The organism is Desulfurococcaceae archaeon (assembly GCA_038845865.1).
GTDB lineage: Archaea > Thermoproteota > Thermoprotei_A > Sulfolobales > Desulfurococcaceae > UBA285.
In genome coordinates this window covers 1-21,553 of sequence record JAWBQJ010000007.1, presented here as the reverse complement: position 1 = coordinate 21,553, position 21,553 = coordinate 1, and the positions used below count along the sequence as shown (strand labels likewise).

Annotated in this window: 26 protein-coding genes and 2 tRNA genes; 20 read left to right on the top strand and 8 right to left on the bottom strand. The window is 52.3% G+C overall.

Annotated features, from left to right (window positions below; translation table 11 throughout):
* Positions 1-9 precede the first annotated feature (9 nt).
* The 13 genes from QXU03_07625 to QXU03_07565 all read left to right on the top strand — a co-directional run bounded on the left by QXU03_07625 (position 10) and on the right by QXU03_07565 (position 9,352).
* Complete coding sequence (locus tag QXU03_07625; GenBank protein MEM2171597.1) at positions 10-1,071, top strand: hypothetical protein; 1,062 nt, start codon at positions 10-12, stop codon at positions 1,069-1,071.
* A gap of 51 nt (positions 1,072-1,122) precedes the next feature.
* Positions 1,123-1,401, top strand: a complete 279-nt coding sequence (locus tag QXU03_07620) for a hypothetical protein (protein ID MEM2171596.1) — start codon at positions 1,123-1,125, stop codon at positions 1,399-1,401.
* 72 nt (positions 1,402-1,473) lie between these two features.
* Positions 1,474-2,214: an archaeal proteasome endopeptidase complex subunit alpha gene (psmA, locus tag QXU03_07615; protein ID MEM2171595.1), complete on the top strand. Its 741-nt coding sequence runs from the start codon at positions 1,474-1,476 to the stop codon at positions 2,212-2,214.
* Between the two features lie 53 nt (positions 2,215-2,267).
* Positions 2,268-2,963 (top strand): ribosome assembly factor SBDS, encoded by a 696-nt coding sequence (locus QXU03_07610; protein ID MEM2171594.1) that lies wholly within the window; start codon positions 2,268-2,270, stop codon positions 2,961-2,963.
* 6 nt (positions 2,964-2,969) lie between these two features.
* Positions 2,970-3,695: an exosome complex RNA-binding protein Rrp4 gene (gene rrp4 / locus QXU03_07605; GenBank protein MEM2171593.1), complete on the top strand. Its 726-nt coding sequence runs from the start codon at positions 2,970-2,972 to the stop codon at positions 3,693-3,695.
* Entirely contained in the window at positions 3,692-4,429 is a 738-nt protein-coding gene (gene rrp41, locus QXU03_07600; GenBank protein MEM2171592.1) for an exosome complex exonuclease Rrp41, read from the top strand. The genes rrp4 and rrp41 overlap by 4 nt, the downstream gene beginning before the upstream one ends.
* The gene (rrp42, locus tag QXU03_07595) at positions 4,426-5,289 is read left to right on the top strand and encodes an exosome complex protein Rrp42 (protein ID MEM2171591.1); all 864 of its coding nucleotides are present in this window, start codon (positions 4,426-4,428) and stop codon (positions 5,287-5,289) included. The genes rrp41 and rrp42 overlap by 4 nt, the downstream gene beginning before the upstream one ends.
* A gap of 2 nt (positions 5,290-5,291) precedes the next feature.
* Positions 5,292-5,552: a 50S ribosomal protein L37ae gene (locus tag QXU03_07590; GenBank protein MEM2171590.1), complete on the top strand. Its 261-nt coding sequence runs from the start codon at positions 5,292-5,294 to the stop codon at positions 5,550-5,552.
* Positions 5,553-5,557: 5 nt separating this feature from the next.
* Positions 5,558-6,097, top strand: a complete 540-nt coding sequence (locus tag QXU03_07585) for a ribosomal biogenesis protein (protein MEM2171589.1) — start codon at positions 5,558-5,560, stop codon at positions 6,095-6,097.
* Positions 6,094-6,342, top strand: coding sequence for a CTAG/PCC1 family protein (locus QXU03_07580; protein MEM2171588.1), 249 nt, complete (start codon positions 6,094-6,096; stop codon positions 6,340-6,342). The genes QXU03_07585 and QXU03_07580 overlap by 4 nt, the downstream gene beginning before the upstream one ends.
* On the top strand, positions 6,335-6,703 hold the full coding sequence (locus QXU03_07575) for a prefoldin subunit beta (protein MEM2171587.1): 369 nt from the start codon (positions 6,335-6,337) through the stop codon (positions 6,701-6,703). Before QXU03_07580 ends, QXU03_07575 begins: the two co-directional genes overlap by 8 nt.
* A gap of 1 nt (position 6,704) precedes the next feature.
* A complete protein-coding gene (locus QXU03_07570; GenBank protein MEM2171586.1) occupies positions 6,705-7,040 on the top strand; it encodes a hypothetical protein in 336 nt (111 codons plus the stop codon).
* A 101-nt stretch (positions 7,041-7,141) separates the two neighbouring features.
* Positions 7,142-9,352 carry an elongation factor EF-2 gene (locus tag QXU03_07565; protein ID MEM2171585.1) on the top strand — a complete coding sequence of 737 codons (2,211 nt, stop codon included), beginning with the start codon at positions 7,142-7,144 and terminating at the stop codon, positions 9,350-9,352.
* Between the two features lie 6 nt (positions 9,353-9,358).
* Here QXU03_07565 and QXU03_07560 read toward each other — a convergent pair whose 3' ends face one another.
* The 3 genes from QXU03_07560 to QXU03_07550 form a co-directional block, all read right to left on the bottom strand.
* Entirely contained in the window at positions 9,359-9,598 is a 240-nt protein-coding gene (locus QXU03_07560; protein ID MEM2171584.1) for a hypothetical protein, read from the bottom strand.
* 88 nt (positions 9,599-9,686) lie between these two features.
* Positions 9,687-9,788, bottom strand: a tRNA-Asn gene (locus tag QXU03_07555).
* A gap of 50 nt (positions 9,789-9,838) precedes the next feature.
* The gene (locus QXU03_07550; GenBank protein MEM2171583.1) at positions 9,839-11,125 is read right to left on the bottom strand and encodes an MBL fold metallo-hydrolase; all 1,287 of its coding nucleotides are present in this window, start codon (positions 11,123-11,125) and stop codon (positions 9,839-9,841) included.
* A gap of 90 nt (positions 11,126-11,215) precedes the next feature.
* On the opposite strand from QXU03_07550, the gene QXU03_07545 reads away from it, so the two are divergent.
* From QXU03_07545 to QXU03_07525, 5 genes are all read left to right on the top strand, one after another.
* Entirely contained in the window at positions 11,216-11,581 is a 366-nt protein-coding gene (locus QXU03_07545; GenBank protein MEM2171582.1) for a nascent polypeptide-associated complex protein, read from the top strand.
* A complete protein-coding gene (locus tag QXU03_07540) occupies positions 11,578-14,181 on the top strand; it encodes a DNA-directed DNA polymerase I (protein ID MEM2171581.1) in 2,604 nt (867 codons plus the stop codon). The genes QXU03_07545 and QXU03_07540 overlap by 4 nt, the downstream gene beginning before the upstream one ends.
* A gap of 99 nt (positions 14,182-14,280) precedes the next feature.
* Positions 14,281-14,568 carry a 30S ribosomal protein S26e gene (locus QXU03_07535; GenBank protein ID MEM2171580.1) on the top strand — a complete coding sequence of 96 codons (288 nt, stop codon included), beginning with the start codon at positions 14,281-14,283 and terminating at the stop codon, positions 14,566-14,568.
* Between the two features lie 38 nt (positions 14,569-14,606).
* Positions 14,607-14,942 carry a hypothetical protein gene (locus tag QXU03_07530; protein MEM2171579.1) on the top strand — a complete coding sequence of 112 codons (336 nt, stop codon included), beginning with the start codon at positions 14,607-14,609 and terminating at the stop codon, positions 14,940-14,942.
* Between the two features lie 68 nt (positions 14,943-15,010).
* On the top strand, positions 15,011-15,490 hold the full coding sequence (locus QXU03_07525; GenBank protein MEM2171578.1) for a protein-lysine N-methyltransferase: 480 nt from the start codon (positions 15,011-15,013) through the stop codon (positions 15,488-15,490).
* On the opposite strand, the gene QXU03_07520 is transcribed toward QXU03_07525, so the two are convergent.
* A complete protein-coding gene (locus QXU03_07520) occupies positions 15,485-16,261 on the bottom strand; it encodes a tRNA (adenine-N1)-methyltransferase (GenBank protein MEM2171577.1) in 777 nt (258 codons plus the stop codon). The genes QXU03_07525 and QXU03_07520 overlap by 6 nt on opposite strands.
* Positions 16,262-16,416: 155 nt before the next feature.
* Between QXU03_07520 and QXU03_07515 the strand changes: the two genes are divergently transcribed.
* The gene (locus tag QXU03_07515; GenBank protein ID MEM2171576.1) at positions 16,417-16,881 is read left to right on the top strand and encodes a DNA-binding protein; all 465 of its coding nucleotides are present in this window, start codon (positions 16,417-16,419) and stop codon (positions 16,879-16,881) included.
* Here the strand turns inward: QXU03_07515 and QXU03_07510 are convergent.
* Positions 16,878-17,066 carry a ribbon-helix-helix domain-containing protein gene (locus QXU03_07510; protein MEM2171575.1) on the bottom strand — a complete coding sequence of 63 codons (189 nt, stop codon included), beginning with the start codon at positions 17,064-17,066 and terminating at the stop codon, positions 16,878-16,880. The two genes, QXU03_07515 and QXU03_07510, sit on opposite strands and share 4 nt — an antisense overlap.
* Positions 17,067-17,224: 158 nt before the next feature.
* Entirely contained in the window at positions 17,225-18,682 is a 1,458-nt protein-coding gene (locus QXU03_07505; protein ID MEM2171574.1) for a glycosyltransferase family 39 protein, read from the bottom strand.
* A 1,397-nt stretch (positions 18,683-20,079) separates the two neighbouring features.
* On the opposite strand from QXU03_07505, the gene QXU03_07500 reads away from it, so the two are divergent.
* Positions 20,080-20,167 (top strand) — tRNA-Ser (locus QXU03_07500).
* A gap of 399 nt (positions 20,168-20,566) precedes the next feature.
* Here the strand turns inward: QXU03_07500 and QXU03_07495 are convergent.
* The gene (locus QXU03_07495) at positions 20,567-21,295 is read right to left on the bottom strand and encodes an IS200/IS605 family accessory protein TnpB-related protein (protein ID MEM2171573.1); all 729 of its coding nucleotides are present in this window, start codon (positions 21,293-21,295) and stop codon (positions 20,567-20,569) included.
* A 67-nt stretch (positions 21,296-21,362) separates the two neighbouring features.
* Positions 21,363-21,553 (bottom strand): hypothetical protein (locus QXU03_07490; GenBank protein ID MEM2171572.1); only part of this gene is annotated, 191 nt, incomplete at its 5' end.

Below are 21,553 nucleotides of genomic sequence, written 5' to 3'. Positions count from 1 at the left end.
TCAGTGCTTGTGCTTGTTACCCTCTTTGCTAGTGCTCACGCTCACAGTTTTTACAACGCTTACAGTGTTATCGATGCCCAGCGTGCCTTGTATTTCTTGAGATCTCAGTATGTCGAAGAGGCCGGATTGCTGAGAGCAGCTGTGGGGGCGTATCCAGACAACACGACAATCTATGTAGCGAACGATAACGTTCTCGCCGCGAGAGCCCTCGCTGTCCTAGGAGACGGGGATCTATCCAGCAAGATACTCACGAAGCTGAACAACGAGTATGGTGGAGGCTTCAACGGTAGAATAGAGATACTCTTCGGCGTGGACATACCAGACGTGTTCTATACAGTGAAGTACGATTACATTGGAGAAGTGAACGGCTTCAGAATACTCTACGAGAAGCCTGGAGACAGGGTCATCGAGGACTGGTACAAGTACGCTGACTTGGTTGTGTACCGTGCCCTGGATAGACTACTCTGGGGCTCTAGACCACACGCCGAGCTCCTGTTCTTGAATTTAACAAAGATGTGGAGTGGATACGGGTTCAGGGATAAAGCATACGAGGCTACAGGCGTGTACGACACGTATAAGTGTGCGCTCTTCATCTACCTCTACCGCGCCCTCGAAGTAGCTGGATCAGATGTCGTCAAAGACTACGTTTACATCAGGAACAAGTGCTTAGAAGTAATTGCCCTCGCGCAAGATCCCGAGACGGGTGGAATAAGAACAAACTACAGGGTCGTAGACGGCAGAATCATAATCGAAGGGGATGTGAACGTTGAGACAACCAGCATCATTGTACTAGCACTCTACTCCGATTACCCGTTGCTGTTTTCAAACATCAAACAGGTAAACACAGCCGCAAGAGCGTACCCGCTTGCCGAGTCAGTAGCGTACATGGTGTTAGCAGTAGCAATGCTAGCGTTTACGTATAAATTCGTAAAAGCCCATCTAAGGAAGACGATGTTGCTATCGTTTCTAATCGCGAGAAGCAGGAAACCCCTGTTTCTGCTAGCATTCACGCCCGGCTTATACATTTCGCTGGCTCTTCCGCTTCAAGTTATATCACAGGTTATACACTGAAGCCTTCCTAAGCCTCTTTGAGCCATCACTGAGAGAGATGCTAGTTTATACTTGGTGGTGGAGGCGTCAAGCTGGATACGGGAGGCTATTAAGCGTCCTGAAACCCTCACGGAATGGTTCAAGAAGAACAGGGAGAAGCTGAAGCGTCTCCTAGGTTACGACCCATTCACGAGGAAAGGGGACATACGCGATAAAGCAGTAAGAGACCTGATAAAGCTCCACAAGGCTGGCAAGATACGGTTGTCCAAGACCGCGCTCAGGAGATCGTATCTAGCGAGGACGCTGCAGAGAGGCGGGGACTTCGGTAAGAGGTATCTATGGATTTCGTAAAGTCGAGTTACTAGAACTAGTGTTTTTAATTCTCAAAAACATTTACAATAACTAGCAAAGATAGGTGGTATTATGGGCTTATCGATGGCGGCTGCCTATGACAGGGCAATAACGATATTCTCGCCGGATGGTAGAATATACCAGGTGGAATACGCCTTTGAAGCTGTGAGAAGGGGGTGGACTACTCTCGGACTGAAAACGCGCACTACCGCTATACTCGCGGCAGAGAAGCGCAAGATTTCTCCGTTAATGGATGAAAGGTCTATTCAGAAAATATTTAAAATAGACGAGCACATCGGTGCGAGCTACGCCGGTATGGCTGGTGATGGGCGCATACTGCTTGATTACGCCATACAAAGAGCACTTCTGCACAGGTTCTACTACGACGAGCCTATACCGGTGGAGTACCTCGCTAAGCTCGTCTGCGACGTGAAGCAGCTCTATACCCAGCACGCGGGTGTGAGGCCTTTCGGGGTATCCATAATATTCGCCGGAGTAGACGAGAGAGGTTCGCAGGTGTACATGACGGAGCCTAGTGGCAGGTACATAGGTTACTACGCCACTGCAATAGGTGAAAAGAGCAACACCATATCCGAGTTCCTGGAGAAGAACTACAAGTACGACCTTGACGTCAAGGACTCTATCAAACTCGCCGTAGAGGCCGTCATAGGCATAATTGAGAATAAACCGTATGAAAACTACATTGAACTGGGTTACACCGATATCTACACCAAGCAGTTTAGGGTGTTAATGCCTGAGGAGATTAGGGAATACATTAAAGAGCTGGAAAGGGAAGGTAAAATAAAGACTTAGACAATATAAACTCGTAGGACTGGCCGCACCGACCACGTCTTGGTGCACTTAATTTGAAAGAAAAGCACGTCATTGCACGCTATGAGGCCAGGGGACACCGGTTCGAGATCTTGGTAGACCCCGATAAAGCCCTTGAACTTAAAGCAGGCAAGAGTGTTGGTTTAGATGAGGTCCTAGTTAGCGACTTCATATATAAGGATGCCAGAAAAGGGCTTAAGGCATCCCCGGAATCCATGAAAGAGGTCTTTGGAACGGACGATCCCAGGGTCGTCGCGGTCGAGATCATAAAGCGCGGTGAAATTCAGCTAACTGCCGAACAGCGCAGAAAGCTACTCGAAGAGAAGAGGGCACAAGTGGTTAACCTCATTGCAAGAAACGTTATAGACCCTAAAACAAAGCTACCCATTCCAGCTAAGAGGATAGAGCTGGCCTTAGAGCAGGCCCGAGTGACCATCGACCCCTTCAAACCCGCCGAGCAGCAGTTCGAGGAGATAATATCCCAGATCTCGAAGGTCATACCGATTAAAGTCGCCAAGGCGTGCGTAGTTGTACGCATACCTCCGGAATACGCTGGCAAGGGCATGAGGGTCCTGCAAAGTATGGGTGTAATTAAGAAGAGCAAGTGGTTGGGTGATGGTAGCTTAGAGCTCGAAATGGAGATACCGGCCGGGCTACAGCAAGAGCTCATAGACAGGGTCAACGCGTTAACTAAAGGCACGGGCGACGTGAAGATCGTTAGTTTAGGGTGAGAATCCGTGAAGGTGCTGGTCGCCGATAAGCAGATAGTCAGGCCTGGAGACTGCTTAGCTATTCTAGATAAAGAAGAAACCGTTCCCGGAAAGGAAATGGTACACTTACCGGACCGGCACGTGTACATACTCAACAACAAGGTTTACAGCGACACCGTGGGAGTAGTTAGCATTAACGAGGGATCTATAAGCGTAATACCGCTGGAGGGGGTGTACGTACCGCGCAAGGACGACATAGTACTGGGCACCATTGCCGATGTAGGGATATCACAGTGGATCGTTGACATCAGGGCACCCTACAAGGCCATACTACCGGCAGGCGAGGTGATAGAGGGGTTCACCCCTGCAATTCACAACCTCAGGAACTACTTGGACATCGGGGATTACGTGTTAGCGAAGATCGCCGCGTTCGACAGGTTACGTGACCCCCTATTAACCATTAAGGGTAAAGGCCTTGGAAAGATAGTGGACGGTTTCGTCATAGACGTAAAGCCGAGTAAAGTGGCGCGCGTAATAGGGAAGAAAGGCAGCATGTACAACGTGCTGGCTAGCACGACCAGGTGCGAACTCGTAATAGGCATGAACGGTTACGTGTGGGCTAGGTGTCCCGACGAACGGACGCTTGAAGCCTTAATTAAGGCTGTTAGGTTAATAGAGGTTAAAGCGCACGTAAGGGGGTTAACGGAAGAAGTGAAGTTATTGATAGAGAGCGAGCTCGGTGTAAAACCATGAGTATCAAACCAGCATTGCTGAAAGAAGACGGGACTAGAATAGATGGCCGAAGACCCGATGAGCTGAGACCCGTGAGAATAACGGTGGGAATCCTAAAAAACGCTAATGGAAGCGCGCTGGTGGAGTACGGGGGCACCAAGGTCATAGCCGCCGTCTACGGGCCGCGCGAGGCGCTACCACGACATATAAGCATGCCGGATAGGGCAGTCCTCAGAGTGAGGTACCACATGGCCCCCTTCTCAACAGAGGAGCGGAAGTCTCCCGCACCTACGCGGAGAGAAGTAGAGCTATCGAAGGTTATACGCGAAGCCCTTGAAACCGTAATATTCACGTACATGTTCCCCAGGACGGGTATTGACATCTTCATAGAGGTCTTGCAAGCGGATGGAGGCACTAGAACGGCTGGTTTAACGGCAGCGTCCATAGCCCTGGCGGATGCCGGTATACCGATGAAGGACCTGGTGGTCGGTGTCGCCATTGGAAAAATAGATGGAGTCCTCGTACTGGATATAAACGAGCTCGAAGACCAGTACGGTGAAGCCGACTTACCAATCGGTATAGCACCTAATCTAGGTGAAATTGCCCTATTCCAGCTGAACGGTGTATTAACGCCCGAAGAGCTAAGGACCGCCCTCGACATGGCGTTCAAAGCGGCTGAACAGATCTACAAGGTTGCCAAGGAGGCGCTCCATAGAAAGTACATGAAGGTCTTTGAAGAGGTGAAATACCCGTGAGCATTACACCCGAACGAGAGCTCTTCCCGAGAATGTACTTGGAGTACATGATGAAGCTCCTTAAGCGCGGAGAACGCCTGGACAACCGTAGCCTACTGGACTTCAGGCCCATATCCGTCATTTTAAACCCCCTCGAAAAAACGGAGGGAAGCTCACTGGTTAAGCTGGGTAAGACGCAGGTCCTGGTTGGAGTAAAGCTCGACCTCGGGACGCCTTACAAAGACAGGCCGAACGAGGGCGTTCTCCAAGTTCACGCCGAGTTCGTGCCTCTAGCCTCCCCGTCGTTTGAGCCGGGCCCACCCGACGAGAACGCCGTAGAGGTTGCCAGGATCGTAGACCGCTCCCTTAGAGAGCCCAAGGCCGTGAAGCTCGAAGAGCTTGTAATAGAGCCGGAGAGGCTCGTCTGGATTGTGTACAATGACATCTACCTGGTTGACCATGGAGGGAACGTGATTGACGCCAGCATGATGGCCTCCATGCTCGCCCTGACCGTGGCGAAGATACCCAGCTTAGTGAAGACCGAGCAGGGATATAGGGTGGACAGAAGTACTCGGGAACGGGCATTACCCATATCCACCCTAGTGGCGACCGTCACCATTGCCATTATCGGCGACGTTCTCCTAGTAGATCCCTCCCTGGAGGAGGAGTCGGTAGCTGATGCCCTGATAACCATAGCCGTGGACGAACATGGGAGGATCTGCGGGGCTCAAAAGCGCGGTGAAAGGGGTATTTCAAGGCCAACTTTAGAGCAGTCCGTCGATGTGGCGATCGAAAAGGGCAGGTGGCTAATAGGCATTATGAGGAATATATTAAATAACCCCCAAGAATTCACTAAACCACTATCGGAGATGGGTGCTTAGACATGGGTAGAACGAAAATCGTAGGAATAGCGGGTAGGTACGGTGCGAGGTACGGGGCAACACTACGTAAGAAGGTAAAAGAGGTGCTAATAAAAAGGTACGCGCCGCACACCTGCCCCTTCTGCTCTCATAGGGGCAGGGTGGTTAGGCTTAGTACAGGTATATGGGTGTGTAGAAAGTGCGGAGCTAAGTGGGCGGGAGGGGCCTACTTACCGAGAACAGAGCTGTCGAAAACGTTCCCCAGCATCATCACTAGGGAGTAGGTTTTTTGATCCTCATAACAACGTCGCACAAGCCTTCCCCAAGAACTAGGTCTTTCATTAAAGACCTCTCCTCAATACTACCCGGCTCTCACAGGACTAATAGGGGTCATAAAACGCTCTTGGAACTGGCAATTGAGGCCAGGAGGCGTGGGCTAAGCTACGTGGCAATCGTCACCGATCACGGGGGTAACCCAGGGGCCATAAACATCTACGAGGTAGTCGAAGAGGCCTCGACATACCCGAAGCTAGTTAAAATAATCACCTTGGTTATAGGGGGGGTGAGGCTTTCCAGGGAAAGCCCCGAGGCGGCTAGAGTCTACGGTATTAGCAAGGTTGGCGTGGATTCCTCTAGGTGCGTATCGGATGATTGCTTTTACATCTCGGACGTTCTCATCAAGATCTTCAATAAGTTATTGAGCGGTAAACCCGATGTCACGATAGTCCTCGAGGAGAACAAGTACATTACACTTAAGTGTGTTAACGTCCACGGAGGGCTCGTAGGCCCCGTCATTAGGGTACTTCGCGCCGTGAGGGATGGGTCGTGAGGGTCTTCCTCGAGTACAGGATCCCGGTGAAATCTAGCGCTCTCGCTAAGGGGGTGCATGCTGCGCTACTACCAGAGCTGGCGAGCCTGCCCGAAGGGTGCTCCGGGGAAGCGCGCTTAGAGAACGATTACGTGTACGTAAAGTTCGAGTGCACGAGCATAAGTAAATTAAGGGCACTAAATAACAGCTTTATAGGTGTGGTGTTGATGTTATTGGAAGTAGCGGGTGGATTTGAAAATGAGTGAAAAAGCCCTTCCCCCGGAAGTCCAGCAGCTAGTAATACAGTACCAGACACTGAGAGAGCACTACTCGAGGATAGAGGCCGAACTCAGAGTAGTGGAAGCGGAGTTGAGCGAGATAGATAATATCATGGACACGCTGAAGGGCCTGGGAGACGACGCCGAGCTGTATAAAGCCACCGGTCACATACTGGTAAGGAAGTCGAAAACTGAAATAATGAAGGAGCTCGAGGAGAGGAAGGAGCTACTGACAATTAAGCGGGATAAGTACAAGAAGCAGCTGGATTTCCTCACGAAGCAGATAAACGAGCTCGAAGGCAAGTTAAGGGAAACGCTAGCTAAACATGGAATTACCGCCGTGCGTTAAAATGCTGACGAAGAACCGTAAAGAGGCGGGCTATAAGGACGAAACATACCTGAATGTACTTAAATCCCTACCTGAAGACGCTCTCGAGGAATTGCTCATTACGCTTGAAAGGGGCATCAGCGAGTACTTAAAAAGCGTTTTACCTCCTAAAACGGACTTTGACATCGCACTGGGCATAGCTAAGAAGAGTAGCTCCGTAGAGGTTTCAGCGGAGGTAATCATAAGGGGCCATCTTCGATACCGGGAGGATTACGGTAAGCTGGCGCAGGACGCTATAAACTACGCCAAAGAGGTGCTAATTGGTCTTTTAGAGGCTAGGAGACGGCGCGGAAAGTAGAGAGTTTTAAACCTCAATACCCTGTTTGTAAATAAAGGGTCGTAGGTATAAATACCCCCTAGTAGATCCCCCAAGTAGACTGCTTCACGCGGTGTGAGACCATGGTTAAGTACAAGCAGACGATTGAAGTGCTTAAAATAATGAAAAACATTGATCAGGTGAGGAACATTGGCATAACCGCACACGTAGACCACGGTAAGACCACGCTATCCGACTCCCTACTAAGCGCTGCAGGGCTACTCTCGGAGAAACTAGCAGGACAGGCGCTTGCACTAGACTACCTTGACGTAGAGCAAAAGAGGCAAATGACCGTTAAGGCTGCCAACGTAAGCCTGTACCACGAGTATAGGGGTAAACCCTACGTCATCAACCTCATAGACACGCCTGGTCACGTTGACTTCCAGTCTAGGACTTTACGTGCTTTTAGGGCCATAGACGGCGCAATCGTAGTGGTAGATTCCGTGGAGGGTGTGATGACCCAGACCGAGATGTACTTGAGGGTCGCGCTGGAGGAGCGGGTTAGGCCAATACTGTTCATTAACAAGGTGGATAGGCTGATCAAGGAGCTGAAACTGTCGCCTTCAGAGATACAACAAAGGCTAGTGCAAATCGTAAAGGACGTAAACACGCTCATAGCCAACTACGCCGATAAGGAGTTCCAGAAAGCGTGGCTCCTCGACCCCGCTAAAGGGCAGGTGGCCTTCGGCTCTGCGAGGGATAGGTGGGGGTTGACGATACCGCTGGCTATGCAGAAAGGCATCAAGATCAGCGACATAATTGACATTTACAACAGGGGTAAGGACGCCCTAGCGGAGTTGCAGAAAACCGCACAACTGCACGAGGCAATACTGGACATGGTTGTAAAGTTCATACCCAACCCTAGAGAGGCTCAGAGGTACAGGATACCCAAGATATGGCATGGAGACCTAAATAACGAGGTGGCCAAGTACATGGTTGAGTGCGATCCCAGCGGCCCCCTGATAATGATGATCACCGACGTGAAGGTCGACCCCCACGCAGGGCTCGTCGCCACTGGGAGGGTTTTCTCGGGGACCGTTAAACCCGGCGAAGAAGTATACCTCGTCAACGCCAGGGCCCTTCAGAGAGTTCTACAAGTGAGCCTATACATGGGCCCCTACAGGGAGTTAACGGACGAGATATCCGCCGGTAACATAGCCGCCGTCCTCGGGGTAGACAAGGCTAGATCGGGTGAAACGCTGGTAAGCCCCGTGTTCAAGGACTTCATGACTCCCTTCGAGAGGCTTAGAATGATTACGGAGTCCGTAGTGACCATTGCAATAGAGCCCAAGAACCCGCAGCAACTGACTAAGCTCATTGACGCTCTCTACAAGCTACACCTGGAAGACCCCAGCCTCATCGTCAAGATAAACGAGGAGACGGGCGAGTACCTGCTCAGCGGTGTCGGTACTTTACACATCGAAATAGCACTTACACTGCTGAAGGACTTCTACGGGCTCGAGGTTCTCGCGTCGCCGCCGGTGATAGTGTACAGGGAAACCGTCAAGAATGAGAGCAGGATCTTTGAAGGTAAATCGCCTAACAAGCACAACAAGTTCTACATTAGCGTAAGGCCGCTAGACGAGGCGACGATCAAGCTCATACAGGAGGGCCTCGTGGTGGAGGACATGGACCCGCGGGAAAGGGCAAAGATCTTGAGAGACCACGCCGGCTGGGACACGGACATGGCCAGGAGGATCATGGCCATAGACGAGAACATCGACATATTCGTGGACATGACCACGGGTGTCCAGTACTTACGCGAAGTCAGGGATACCATTATACAGGGCTTTAGGCTGGCGATGAGGGAAGGCCCATTAGCGCACGAGCCCGTGCGGGGCTTACTCGTAGTGCTCCACGATGCCGTGATCCACGAAGACCCCGCGCACAGGGGACCCGCACAGATTTACCCTGCAGTGAGGAATGCAATATTCGCTGGCATGCTAACCTCCAACCCGACGCTATTAGAACCCATACTGAAGTACGACGTGAGGGTCCCCGTCGAGTACATCGGTAACATCTCCGTAGTCGTGACCAAGAAGCGCGGTAAGATCCTAGACATACAACAGGCGGAAAACCTGGCTAGGATAGTAGCAGAGGTGCCCGTTTCGGAGTCATTCGACATGGCGGACATGCTCAGAAACGTGACAACTGGTAAGGCTATATGGGGGCAGGACTTCAGCCGCTGGGCACCCGTACCCGACTCCATGTTAATGGACCTGATAGCCAGTATAAGGACGAGGAAGGGGTTAAAGCCGGAGCCGCCTAAACCAGAGGACTTTATGACTTTATAGTGACTACTACGCAGTGCGGGCGCTCCTACGGGCATTCACCACGTAGTTTTCAAGGAGGACCTTGTAAGTGGTCTTGCTGTACTTCACTACAAGCCCCTTTTCACTCATCTTAGAAAGTATTCTGCCAGCGCTCCTAGTCGATGTGGAAAGCCCCTCAGCGAGCTTCCCAACGGTAACGAAAACCACGCCCTCCTCTGCGAGCTTCCTGTGTAGTTTTGCCAAGTCAACGGCGACGTGGACCTTCACACAAAGCACCTGTAGTTAAACCGGTTGATTTTAGCCGGAGAGTGGGGCAAAACTGTTACGAGCGAGAAGACACGTTCTGCGAACTAGGCGCCGGGGCGGGGATTTGAACCCCGGACCACCGGGTCTCCACCAGGCTATGAATGCTTCGTGGTTAACAGCCCGGCGCTCTTCCAGGCTGAGCTACCCCGGCGCCACTTTTCTATTTTACTCTTGGGGTTTTAAAACGCTATTGGTACCATGCTATAATTGCACGGTGCCACCGCTCGGTGGGGCGAGTACGTTGACGTCTTCTCCGAGTTGCTCTTTGAGTTTTCTCGAGAGCTCATCGGCGTCTTCCGGGTTGCCGTGCACTATGATTACGTTCCTGACGCTGCTCTTGTAGTGCAGTACGAACTTTACGATGTCGTCGCTCCCCGAGTGGCTTGAAAGGTCTAGCCATGTAAGCCTAGCCTTAATGGGCTCTTCTATCCCCTGTTCTCTCAGCACCCCGCTCTCGAGTATTTTATGGCCATTGCTATTCACGGCCTGGTAACTTACCAGTACGATGGCATTCCTGGAGTTGCCCTGTATCTGCTTCAAGTAGTAGAGGCTCGGGCCGCCTTTGAGCATGCCGGCGGAGGCTATGACTACGCAGGGTTTTTTGAGGATCTTCTTTCTCATGGCGAAATCCGTGATAAAGTTTACGTTCTCCACGACCTTTAGGAACAGGCCGGGGTCTCTAAGAAACTTCCTGTACTTTACGTAGAGCTCCGTTACATCCCTGCTCAGACCGTCTACGTATATGTCTAGGTAGGGTGCCTGCGCGTAAAGAATCGTCATGACTTCTTGCGTTCTACCAACGCTGAACGCCGGTATGAGGACCACCCCTCCCCTATCTACGGTGTCCTCAACTACCTCTAGAAGGCGCTTTTCAACGAGGTGTCTTGGCGGGTGGTTCCTGGCTCCGTAGGTCGACTCGACGATTATAGTTGTGGGTTTAAGGGGCGGCGTGTCCACGCTACTCAACGTCCACGTCTGCACCGCGTTGAAGTCACCTGTGTAGAGTACGTGCTCGCCACTAGGAGTTTCCACGTAAGTGAGCGAGCTACCCATTATATGGCCAGCGTTGAAGGACTGGATTTCGAACGCGCCAACTTCTGCCTTCTCACCATAGTTCAGGAACTCGGCGCTACTGTACATCCTATCGAATTCCCTGAGCTCGTAATCTATGTAGTGCGCGTTTAATCTCAGGAAATCTATGGTTAGTAACCTAGCCACGTCGAGTGTGGGCTTCGTGGTGATGGTCTTCGGGTTTCCGGTTATGAACAGGTAAGGCGCTGCACCTACGTGGTCTAGGTGTGCGTGTGATATCACCAACGCGTTAACGTCAACGGGCCTTACGTGTAGTGGGAGCTGCGGGACATCCCTTTCATCGAAGCTCACTCCGTAATCTAGCAGTATCGAGCCTTCCCTCTCCTTCAGTAGTATGGCCGTGCGGCCCACTTCCCTACCTCCACCTAGAATCCTCACCTCCATGTAAACTGCCACCAAGTCCTCGCCGGTAGTGTTAATGGGCTTTACTACTCTACTTTTAAATACACTATGTAGAATAACCTTTTAAGAAGGTGTGTAGAGCTTATGGCTTTTTTCAGCCCTCACGAGTTAAAGAAGCTCCTTAAGAGGTACGGGATCGAGGTGGAAGAGCTCCGCGGCGTAGAGAGGGTAGAGCTTCTCGCGGGCTCGAAGAAGATCGTCATAACCTCCCCGCAAGTCATAGTGTTAAAGGCTCACGGGCAGCTGGTATACCAGGTCATCGGTAGCGAGGTGCGCGAAGAACCGTTAACAACGCCCGTGACCGAGCACGCGCCCCCCCTATCAGAAGACGACATCAAGTTCGTCATGGATCAGACCGGTGCTTCACGGGACAAGGCGGTGGAGGCGCTCGTGAAAGCTAAAGGAGACATTGCACGGGCTATAATGATTCTGCGCGGCGAGGTGGAATGAGCTTCGCGAACGCTTCGAGCTCGAAAACAGCTAGTCACGTAGACTGGCAGGGAGCACCCTTCAGGCAGGGGTTTGCAAGAAGCTTGAAAACCTTTCACTACCTACTCGGCGTATACTATGACGGTAGGCTTGGCAAGGCCGTGATGGAGTTTCTCAGCGAAGATGGGGCCAGGCTCATCAGGGTCCCCGACCTATGGGATCACAAGCCATACTTCATAACGGACGAGGACGTTGAAGCTCTCAGAGCTAAACTCGGTAGCGAGAAGAGCGTCGAGCGCTTTGAAGAAGTCGAAAAAATAAACCCTCTAACGATGCAGAAGGTTAAGCTAGTCAAGGTGGTGACGCGGGACCCCCTAGCCGTGAGGAAGGTTCGGAGTAGCGTCAAGAACGCGTGGGAGGCGAAGATCAAATACCACGCGAACTACACCTTCGACATGGGGCTCATACCCGGTATGCGCTACGCCATCGTGAATGAAGACGGCTACCCGAAACTCGTGCTCGCAGAGCCCCGGATACCAGAAGATGTGGCCAGGACCATAAACGACCTCTTCTCGGGCGAACCCGAGTCCACCAGGAAGCTAGCGGTGGAGTTCGCTAAACTATTCGAAGAGCCTCCGCCCAGAGCCATGAGGGTAGCAGTGGATATCGAGGTCTACACTCCATTTAAAGGTAGGGTACCCAACCCCAGGCTGGCCGAGTACCCGATCATCAGCATAGCGATGGCTGGTAGTGATGGTTACCGGAAGGTCTTCATATCTGTGCGCCCTTACAAGAGCCCCTTCCTGTACGCTGCCGAGGAGATATATCCCTCCAACGCCGAGGTCGAGATTTTCGATTCCGAGCAGGCCATGATACTAGAATTCTACAGGGCTGTTTCCGGGTATCCCGTGGTGCTGACCTACAACGGCGACAAGTTCGACCTACTCTACTTGTACACGCGGTCCCTGAAAATCGGCATTCCAAGGTCTCTCGTGCCGATTCGAGTCAGAGAAGACCTCGTGAAGTTTGAAAGCAGCATTCACCTAGACCTCTACAGGTTCTTCTCCAACAAAGCAATCAAGAACTACGCTTTCGGGGGCAGGTACCAGGAAGAACGGCTTGAAGCTGTTTCCCAGGCTCTTCTCGGGGTAACTAAAATAGGGTTCGAGGAGACCGTGAGCGACGTATCAGCTGGCTTGCTCGTAGCCTACAACTTGAGGGACGCGGAGATCACGTTAATGCTGACGACATTTAGTAACGAGCTCGTGTGGAAACTCATTATCCTCATGGCGCGGATCTCTAAGACGAGCGTGGAGGAGCTGTGCAGGAGGCAGATCTCCGGCTGGATCCAGAACCTGTTCTTCTGGGAGCATAGAAGACTTAACTACCTTATTCCAAACAAAGAGGACATCGCAAACTACGTAAGGTCGGCCACTAAAGCGGTGATAGAGGGAAAAAAATACGCCGGTGCACTGGTAATTGTTCCGCCTCAAGGCGTCTTCTTCGACGTCGTGGTTCTCGACATCGCCTCCCTGTACCCGAGCGTCATCAAGAACTTCAATTTGAGTTACGAAACAGTGGACATGAACTGGTGCTCCAGCAAGCAGAAGATCGTCGACGAGACCGGTAAGGTTATACATACAGTGTGCACCGACATGCCGGGGTTAACGGCCCAGATCACCGGGATACTCAGGGATTTCAGGGTTGGAATATACAAGAAGAGGTCCAAGAACAAGTCCCTTTCAGAAGAGCTAAGAGTGTGGTACGACGTCGTTCAAAGGGCCATTAAAGTGTTCATAAATGCCAGCTACGGCGTTTTCGGGGACGAGAGGTTCTCGCTGTACTCCCCCGCCGTGGCGGAGAGCGTCACGGCACTCGGCAGGAGGTCCTTCATGAGCATAGTCGTGAAGGCGGCGGAAATGGGCATTAAGACCCTTTACGGGGACACGGACTCCATATTCGTGTGGTCGCCTACTCCAAAGCAGCTGGAACTCCTCCAGAAGTGGATCCAGCGAAACCTGGACCTGGACATCGAGGTAGACAAGGAGTTCACCTTCATAGTGTTCACCGGCTTGAGGAAGAACTACCTCGGCAGAACCAGCAACGGAGAAGTAGAGGTGAAGGGCCTCGTCGCTAAGAAACGGAATACCCCGGAATTCGTTAAGTCGCTGTTCGGCAGCATCCTCGACAGCTTGAAGAAAGTGGAAAGCCCAGAAGACTTCGCCGCGTTCATGAACTGGCTTGAAAAGGTCATGAAAGAGCACTATTATGGGTTGAAGCAGAAGGAGATCACCCTGGACATGCTAGCCATAAAGACGGCCCTCACGAAAGACCCATCAGCGTACACTAAAAACAAACCACCGCACGTGAAGGCCGCGTTACAGCTTAGAAAGCACGGCATGAATATTCAAGAAGGAGACATCATAGTGTTAGTGAAGGTCAAGGGAGGAGACGGCTATAAGGCAATACAGCTGGCTAGACAGCACGAGGTGGATACTGACAAGTACATAGAGATGTTGAGGTCGGGGTTAGAGCAATTACTACTGGCACTAGGCATTAAGTGGGAAGACGTGGCCGGTGGTAGTGACTTGGCGAGGTTCACTAGGAACCTGCACAGCTAGCACGAGCCCTAACAGCCGTTTTCCGGGGTCAGCGGGTGATAAAGCTTAAAAATAAGAGGGTCTTTAAGTAGCATAGTACCTGGTACTCAGGTGATCTGCTTGCCCAAGAAGAGGGAAAGTCGCGGACGTAGAAAAGGCGATAAGGGCTCCGTTGAAAGGGTGCCATGTGATAACTGCGGTGCGCTGGTGCCCGCAGATAAGATCGTCTGCGTCACGAGGATGTACAGCCCGGTTCCACCCGGCCTCGCGGAAGAGCTCGAAAAGAAGGGGGCCGTAATAATGAAGTACCCCGTGAAGAGGTGCTACTGCGTATCCTGCGCGATATTCTACGGAATAATCAAAGTAAGGCCTGAAGAGGAGAGAAAGCCTAGGCAGGTATTTGTTTAAAAGCCTTTAAAGCTCCGGTACAATATCATCCAGGTGGGTTGATCGGCTTGAAGGCATCTAAAGTAGTTATAGTAACGGCGGAGCACCATCCATACCACAAAATGTGGCTCAAACTAGCTGAGAGGCTTAGCGCGATTTTAAAGGTCCCGCTGGAAGTCAAGGTCGAGGATTACGTGTACCTGGTGGAACATGGAGATAGAGACGAGTTTGGAATGAGCTGGCTTCCACAGATACTGGTAGAGCTGGAGGACAGCACCATTCACTGGCTTCTCTCACGCCTGCCACTAGACGAAAGGCTCCAGCCCGACGAGGAAAAGGCTGTTTACGAGATGCTCGAAAAGCTTAAATCCCTCGGAGTCGAGGTACCTGTCTAGCGCCTTCCACAAGAACACTGCTTAAGAGCTCTCTTACAATTTTTACTCCTGAGCCCCGGTGAGCGCGCGTGGTCTTGGTACCATACGTACCCACGCCGTACCCCGTAGTTAGGGCCATGTTAAAGCTCGCAAACGTAGGTCCCGAAGACATAGTGTACGACCTTGGTTGCGGTGACGGCAGGATACTCATAGTTGCGATTAAGGAGTTTAACGCGAAGAGGGCTATCGGCATTGAAATAGACCGCGAGAAGTACAAGTTAGCGGCCTCTAAGGCGCGGGAAGAGGGGGTTGATGACCGCGTCGAAATACTGCACGGTGACTTCTTCAACACCTACATCGGGGACGCTACCGTAATAACGCTATTCCTACTGACATCCGTTAACGAGATGCTAAGACCTAAATTTGAACGCGAACTCCGCAACGGTACTAGGATAGTGAGCCACGAGTTCAGGATACCCGGGTGGAAGCCGGAGAGGGTAGTCGAAGTCAGAGATGACAACGGCCTCCTTCACACGATATACCTCTACGTGAAGGGTAAACACCTATAGGAGTACCTTTCTAGCGAACACGATGTAACCCGTGTGCCCGATCATTTTCGTCTTCGGCCTGACCGCTCCCGGTTCTACCTGGTACTCTCTTAGTAGGAGCTCATAGGCGTGAATGTCTCCGAATAGCCTGCTTTCCCGTAGCGCAGTAACGGTCTTTTCAACCTGGTTAACCGTGGGCACGTACACCAGTAGCGGTGCCGAGGCCTTCAACACCCTACTCACGCTCGCGACGGCGTTCCAGGGATCGGGTATGTCTAGGAAAAAAGCGTCAAGGGGCTCCACGCTGAGGTCTGCCCGCACGTCCTGCTTGAGCAGGACAACCCGGTGACGCAGACCCGCCTTCTCGAGGTTTTCTGACGCGTGTTTGAGGGCTTCATCGGAGATATCGAAGCCGTAGAGTACTCCGGCGTCTCCGATGATGGAAGCTATCGCTATGGAGAGCGCGCCCGACCCTACACCCGCCTCTCCCGCCTTGCTACCCGGGCCTATTCCCGAGAGGTACACCATGAGCGCGGCGTCTTTGGGGTATATGACCTGCGTAATTCTCTTAAGCCCCGCGAAGTAGTCCTGTACCGTGGGCTTGAGTACTAGGGCCGGCGCGCCTAGACTGGTCTTGATTACCGAGCCGTAGGGGATTCCTATTAACTGGTCGTGCAGGATGTAACCTTTATCCGTGCCTAGTATTTTCCCCCTTTCCACCTTGAAAACGAACCTCCTCTTCTCGTCTATTACTAGGAGAACGGGGATCCCTTCACGTATTTTCTCCTCCATGCCTCCATGTCCTCCTAAGTCCCGGTATCACTCATCACTAATCAGCAATACCAGCTTTCAGCACTACAATAATTTACTCAAGAGTGCTTAAAATCCCTTAAACACCTAGAATGCACTGACGGCGTTTACTCCGCTAGTGCCGGTGAACCCTCTCAATGAACGTGCTGGTCATCCCGATAAAGCCTGTGTTCGCGTACAGAATATTCACCGGCAGGAAGAAGTATGACCTCAGGAAGCTCTCGAAGAACGGCGTCCCCGTTAAGACGGGCGATAGGGCCGTGCTATACGTGACAGGCAGTGTGAAGGCGTTCATGGGGGAGTACACCGTGGGAAACGTCATTGTCGGCACGCCGGAGTACATCGTTAAGACGCTACTGAGAAGCCCTGGTAGCGGCGTGGGTGAAGAGGACTTCAACTACATTAAGGGCGCTGAACGGGCTCTGGCGATGGAGGTGCTGATGCCCGTGGTCTACAGGAAGCCCGTTGACATGAGAGATGTCCTTAGGATATTCCCGGACTACCGCCCCCCGCTTGGAATCCAAAAACTCGACGAGTATGAACCGGTAGTGGTGCTCGTATTCAACAAGGCGAGAGGCTTAACCGCGCAGCCACGGGCTTAGCTCAATTCTGCTTCTCTAATCCACAGTTCTCGCCTTAACAGCTCCCTTATGGCCACCCTGATGACCTCGCTCCTGTTCTTGTACCTACCTATCTTGATCAGCTCGTCTATGCCCTCAAGGTATATCTCCGGCATTTTAACAGTTACGAGCCTTAGTCTCGGCCTCACGAACATGCCTTTCACCATTCTTAGGATTTCGCGGATATTACTTTTAAAACACGGGACTCCGCTTTCCGCCGCCAAGTAAGCCTCCCGGCCCTCCGCGCCCGCTCCTTGCGGGTTTACACCGCTACTTGCGGGGAGTCGGGCTTTACCGCGTCCAACTGCTCAGCACTAGGTGCCTTCTACTCTAAGAGGATGCCTATGAGCTTGAGCACTAGCGCGTTCCACGCCCTCGCGGCGCGCTGCGTGAACTCCTCTCTAGTTAACGCTAAGTACGTGACGAAAACTAGGTTCATGTAGACGAGTGGTGCTAGCTGTACGCCGTAGAAACTGTACTGCGTTCTACTGCCTAGAATCCACAGTAGGACGTAGCTGCCGAGAACCCCAGCGTAGAACAGGGCTACGTAACCGTACTCCTTGAAGCCCGTGAACACCGCTGGGAGGTAGAACACGAGCAGTATTAGCGATGCCAGCCACAGGGGGTAGAACCCCTCGGCGTAGAGCACCTTCCCGTCGGGGTATATGTAGAGCGGGAAGCTGTTTAACCCTACGAACCACTCCCAGGGCGCAGAGCTGACGGGGCACTGGGCCCCCGTGCACTTCACGCTTAGATGCCAGCGAATAGAGCCTATTAGAGCGTACTCGACCCAGTTCCTCAAACCCATGTAGCTAATTATGGGTGCGGAGACCAGAACCAGCGATGAGAGGTACAGTATAGCCGCCACTAGGGAAAACGCCACCAAGGACCGCACGAACACCGCCGGCTTCCTACTAGCTTTTAGAGCCGATTCGCGTGCTAGTAGCAGGACTACCGGCATAGCGGCGAATAAACCCGTCGCCTTGAACAAGCCGCCGGTAACGGCGAGTAGTAGGGATTCCCTGTACTTCTTACAAGCCGCGAGGTACAGTGAAGCCGCCGTAAACAACGCAGTGTAACCGTCTAGTAGCGCGATACTGAAAAGCGCGCGTGACATGGGGTCCGCGATTACGAGGAGCGCACCTATCAGGGGGACGTCGCGCCTCCTGGTTACCTTCGACAACGTGAAGTATACGAGTACCGAGGTAGCGGTACCCGCCGCGACGCTGGGTAGCCTCCAGTACACGGGCGCGTCTCCCAGTAAAACCATGGAGAGCGCGATCGTGTACTTCCCTAGAGGGGGGTGCTCCCAGTTGATGTACTCGTGCACGTTTTCGGCATCGGGCAGCATCCAGCCCCTAACCACGTCTACTACCGGGCAGAGCTCCCCGGCCTCCCTTACGAACGCTTCCACGCCGCTTTCAGACCCGTTGACGTAGATGGCGTAGGTCTTGACGTAGTCGGCGCGGCTACTGAGGCCGTGCCTACTCGCCAGGTCCACGAGGGTGTCCTTTATGCTGGTCCACCTAGTTGCACACCCGCTAGCACTGAACACTACCGTGGCGCCGCGCACACCTAGCTGCCTGGGTTCCACCCCGAAAACCCTGCGGAGGATGTTCCTGGCTGCCGAGACGTACCACACCTCGTCGGTAACGTACCCTCGCCCCCCGCGATCCGCCTCCAGTTCGTGGAGGCTCCACGCGGTCTTCCCGAAGGAGTAGGTTGCTGCGAGCAGTATTAGCGTGATCGATGCGAGCACTACTAGCCTCTCCCCCCTTCCCAAGTGTAATCGCCTTAGACCCGTCCTCCAAACTAAATTAAGTACCGTTAATTTACTTTACTGGTAGCCGGTGAAAAGCTTTTGAAGGCGGCGAGGGAAGCGGTATCGGTAGCCGTCGTCTTGGCAGTCTCGCTGTTACTCTACATGCCTGCTAGCGTTCAGGAGCTTCTCTTTAAGCGGGTCTTGTGGAGCCCGCTCGAAGTGGAGGTAACCAGCTTTTACAACGACGTCTTCAACGTGACGGACGAGCTACAGGCTAGGAAGACCTGGCTTAACAGCGAGAAGTGGAGCTCCATTAGGAGGGGTGTTAACGTGTACGCCGTGCCCTACCTAGACTACAAGCTACGCGTCTACGGGGACGTCCCAGCACCCCCGTTGATCGCGCTCCTCTGGGCCCTCATCACGTACCTTGCACTCCTACTTACCGGGTCTTACATCAGCCCCCTGTTCACGGTGATCCTCTACTCCTTTCAAGCAATCATCTCGTCTCTCTGCGTAATAATCCCCTTCAGCTCCTCCCGGTTTAGGGAGCACTACTTACCTCTCTACCCGCTACTCTTAACGTCGATCCTGGCACTAGCTCCGTACTCCCTGGACGTCGTGTCCGTTCCGCTCGTAGTGCTGGCCTTACTCGAAGCCGGGAGGGGAAAGCACGGTAAGGCTGTCTTCTACATGGGCTTGTCAACGGGGTTTAACTACTTCCTACTCGTGCTATTCGTGCTTTACCTGCACGGCGTTCTTGTAACAGGAGGTGGGAAGGTAAAGCTGCCTGCGCTCTCGGGAGTGCTCCTACCTTACGTTATTCCGGGAATGCTAAACCCCCAGTACTACGAGTGGTTTATATCCGGATTCCTCCTTGCAGAGCGCGGGGGCTTCGGTATGGGCAGTATCCTGGTCAACGCGCTCGGCCAGCGCCTAGTGTACAGGGTTACTGTGGGCTTGTGGCTGGCGCTACTCGTAGTGCTGGTATCCCTCACCCCCCGGGACCGCGCTAGATCGCCAAGTTATCTGCTGAACGCGTTCTTCCTACTGTTCACGCTACACGTGGACGCGCACCCACGAGCGCTCCTACCTCTCTTCTTCGCCGGGGCGGCCCTCAACTCGCTTAAACCACTAAGCATCTACATGCTAGTAGAGTCTTGCAATGCACTGGTCCACGCACTACACCTAGAAGCGGGCACTACGGCGAGCTTACTGGGCTTAATCGGGGTACAGCCACCTCAAGACCCCTTCTCCCCAGAAAACCCCGTTCAGTGGATTGCCCAGTTCCGGAACTTCATAATCGTAGCATCGAGCGCAGGTGCCGTACTCGAAGCACTAAAAACACAGCACCACGAAAACCACATAGAACCCCCGCAAACACCGCTTAAAACCGAGTCTACGCATTACTATAAACTGGAGCCGGGGTCGCCTAGCCTGGTAGGGCGCCGGCCTGCTAAGCCGGTGGGGGAACACCCCGCGCGGGTTCAAATCCCGCCCCCGGCGCCACCCCTCATAAACCCTAACAATATCCTCCGCGAGATCAACATACTTGTCTCGGTGATAAAGATAGTAATCTTACCTTTCAGCCTTTTTTAATTGCTTCAGATTCGAGAGCGGAAAACTCTGCGTAAAGTGCGTGCACTCGTTCAGGGACAAGGCTGGCTTCGGTAGATTCGGTTTTTATGAAGCAATTAAAAAGACTGAAAGAACTTTTAAGCCGACTATTATTAGGTATTAGGAATGATACTAAAATTTTTCCTAACATCTTTTCAGGGAACTTACCTATTAGCCGAACTCCTAAATAGGTGCCGACAATCGATGACATCGACATAGCGAAGGCTATGTTGGCGTGGTGGTTGCTCAGCAAACCTAGTTGAAGACGCCTAATAAGGGAAGCGACAACTACTAGCAAGCCTTAAATAGGTTAGCCGCTACGGCAGTGGTAGCTGGTTGTTTGAGTATGTGAAGCAAAGCTGGGATCCTACATTCGCCCCCACCAACACCTATTAGCCCAGCAACGCCCCCGATCATCAAGCGTATCCCCCTGTAGAACCACAGGGACAGCTTCTTGTTGAATGAGCTACCACCGTTGACTCTGCTTCTCAGATGGTTCAAGTTCTCCAGGACTACGATGGAACTGTACCTGCTGGCGAGTTCTGCTATGGAGTCTCCAATCTTGTGAGCATAGTCCCAAGCAATGCTCCTTATTTTCTCACCGTGCTTCTCAATGGCTCTTCTAACTCCTCTGATGAACCTCCATGACTTAGAGTACTTTCTCTGTATTCTCTCGATCCAAATCCTGTGGGTTAGTATCTTCCTGAGCGGTGTCTTGTATCGCTTCACCTTCAGTAGCTTTCCACCTAATGTGAAGATGGCTAATGTGATGTTATCGAGGTTCACGTCAACAGTTACGATGGTCCTTGGCTTCCTGAGCTCAACGACTTTCCTGAAGTAAACTGATACAAAGACGTTACCGTCTTTCACTGTCACCGATAGCTCGTAGTTGCTCCAAGCTCTGAATTTTTCTACTCTCTCAGTAGATGTCAACAGCTTTAACTTAACCTCTTTACCTCCGTGTAGCTTCAAGATCAACGTTCTATCGTCAAGGTTGAGCTTGTAGTCGTACCTGTCCAATCTAGCTGATAGTTTTCTGAGAACCGGTTTTCTACCGTTGTTTCGCTTGCATGCTTTAACTACTGCTTTAGCAATAAGTATATATCTGCTTCACGTGGTGTGCTCTGAAACCGTGCTTTCTCAGCTCATTGTAGAACATTCTGTGTAGAGTTTTGATTGAAGGCACTTTGTTTAAACTCCACAGCTTGTTCACAACGAACTGTACAGCATCACGATACAACCTCAGGAACTCGACTAATGCACCATGGTCATCGCTAC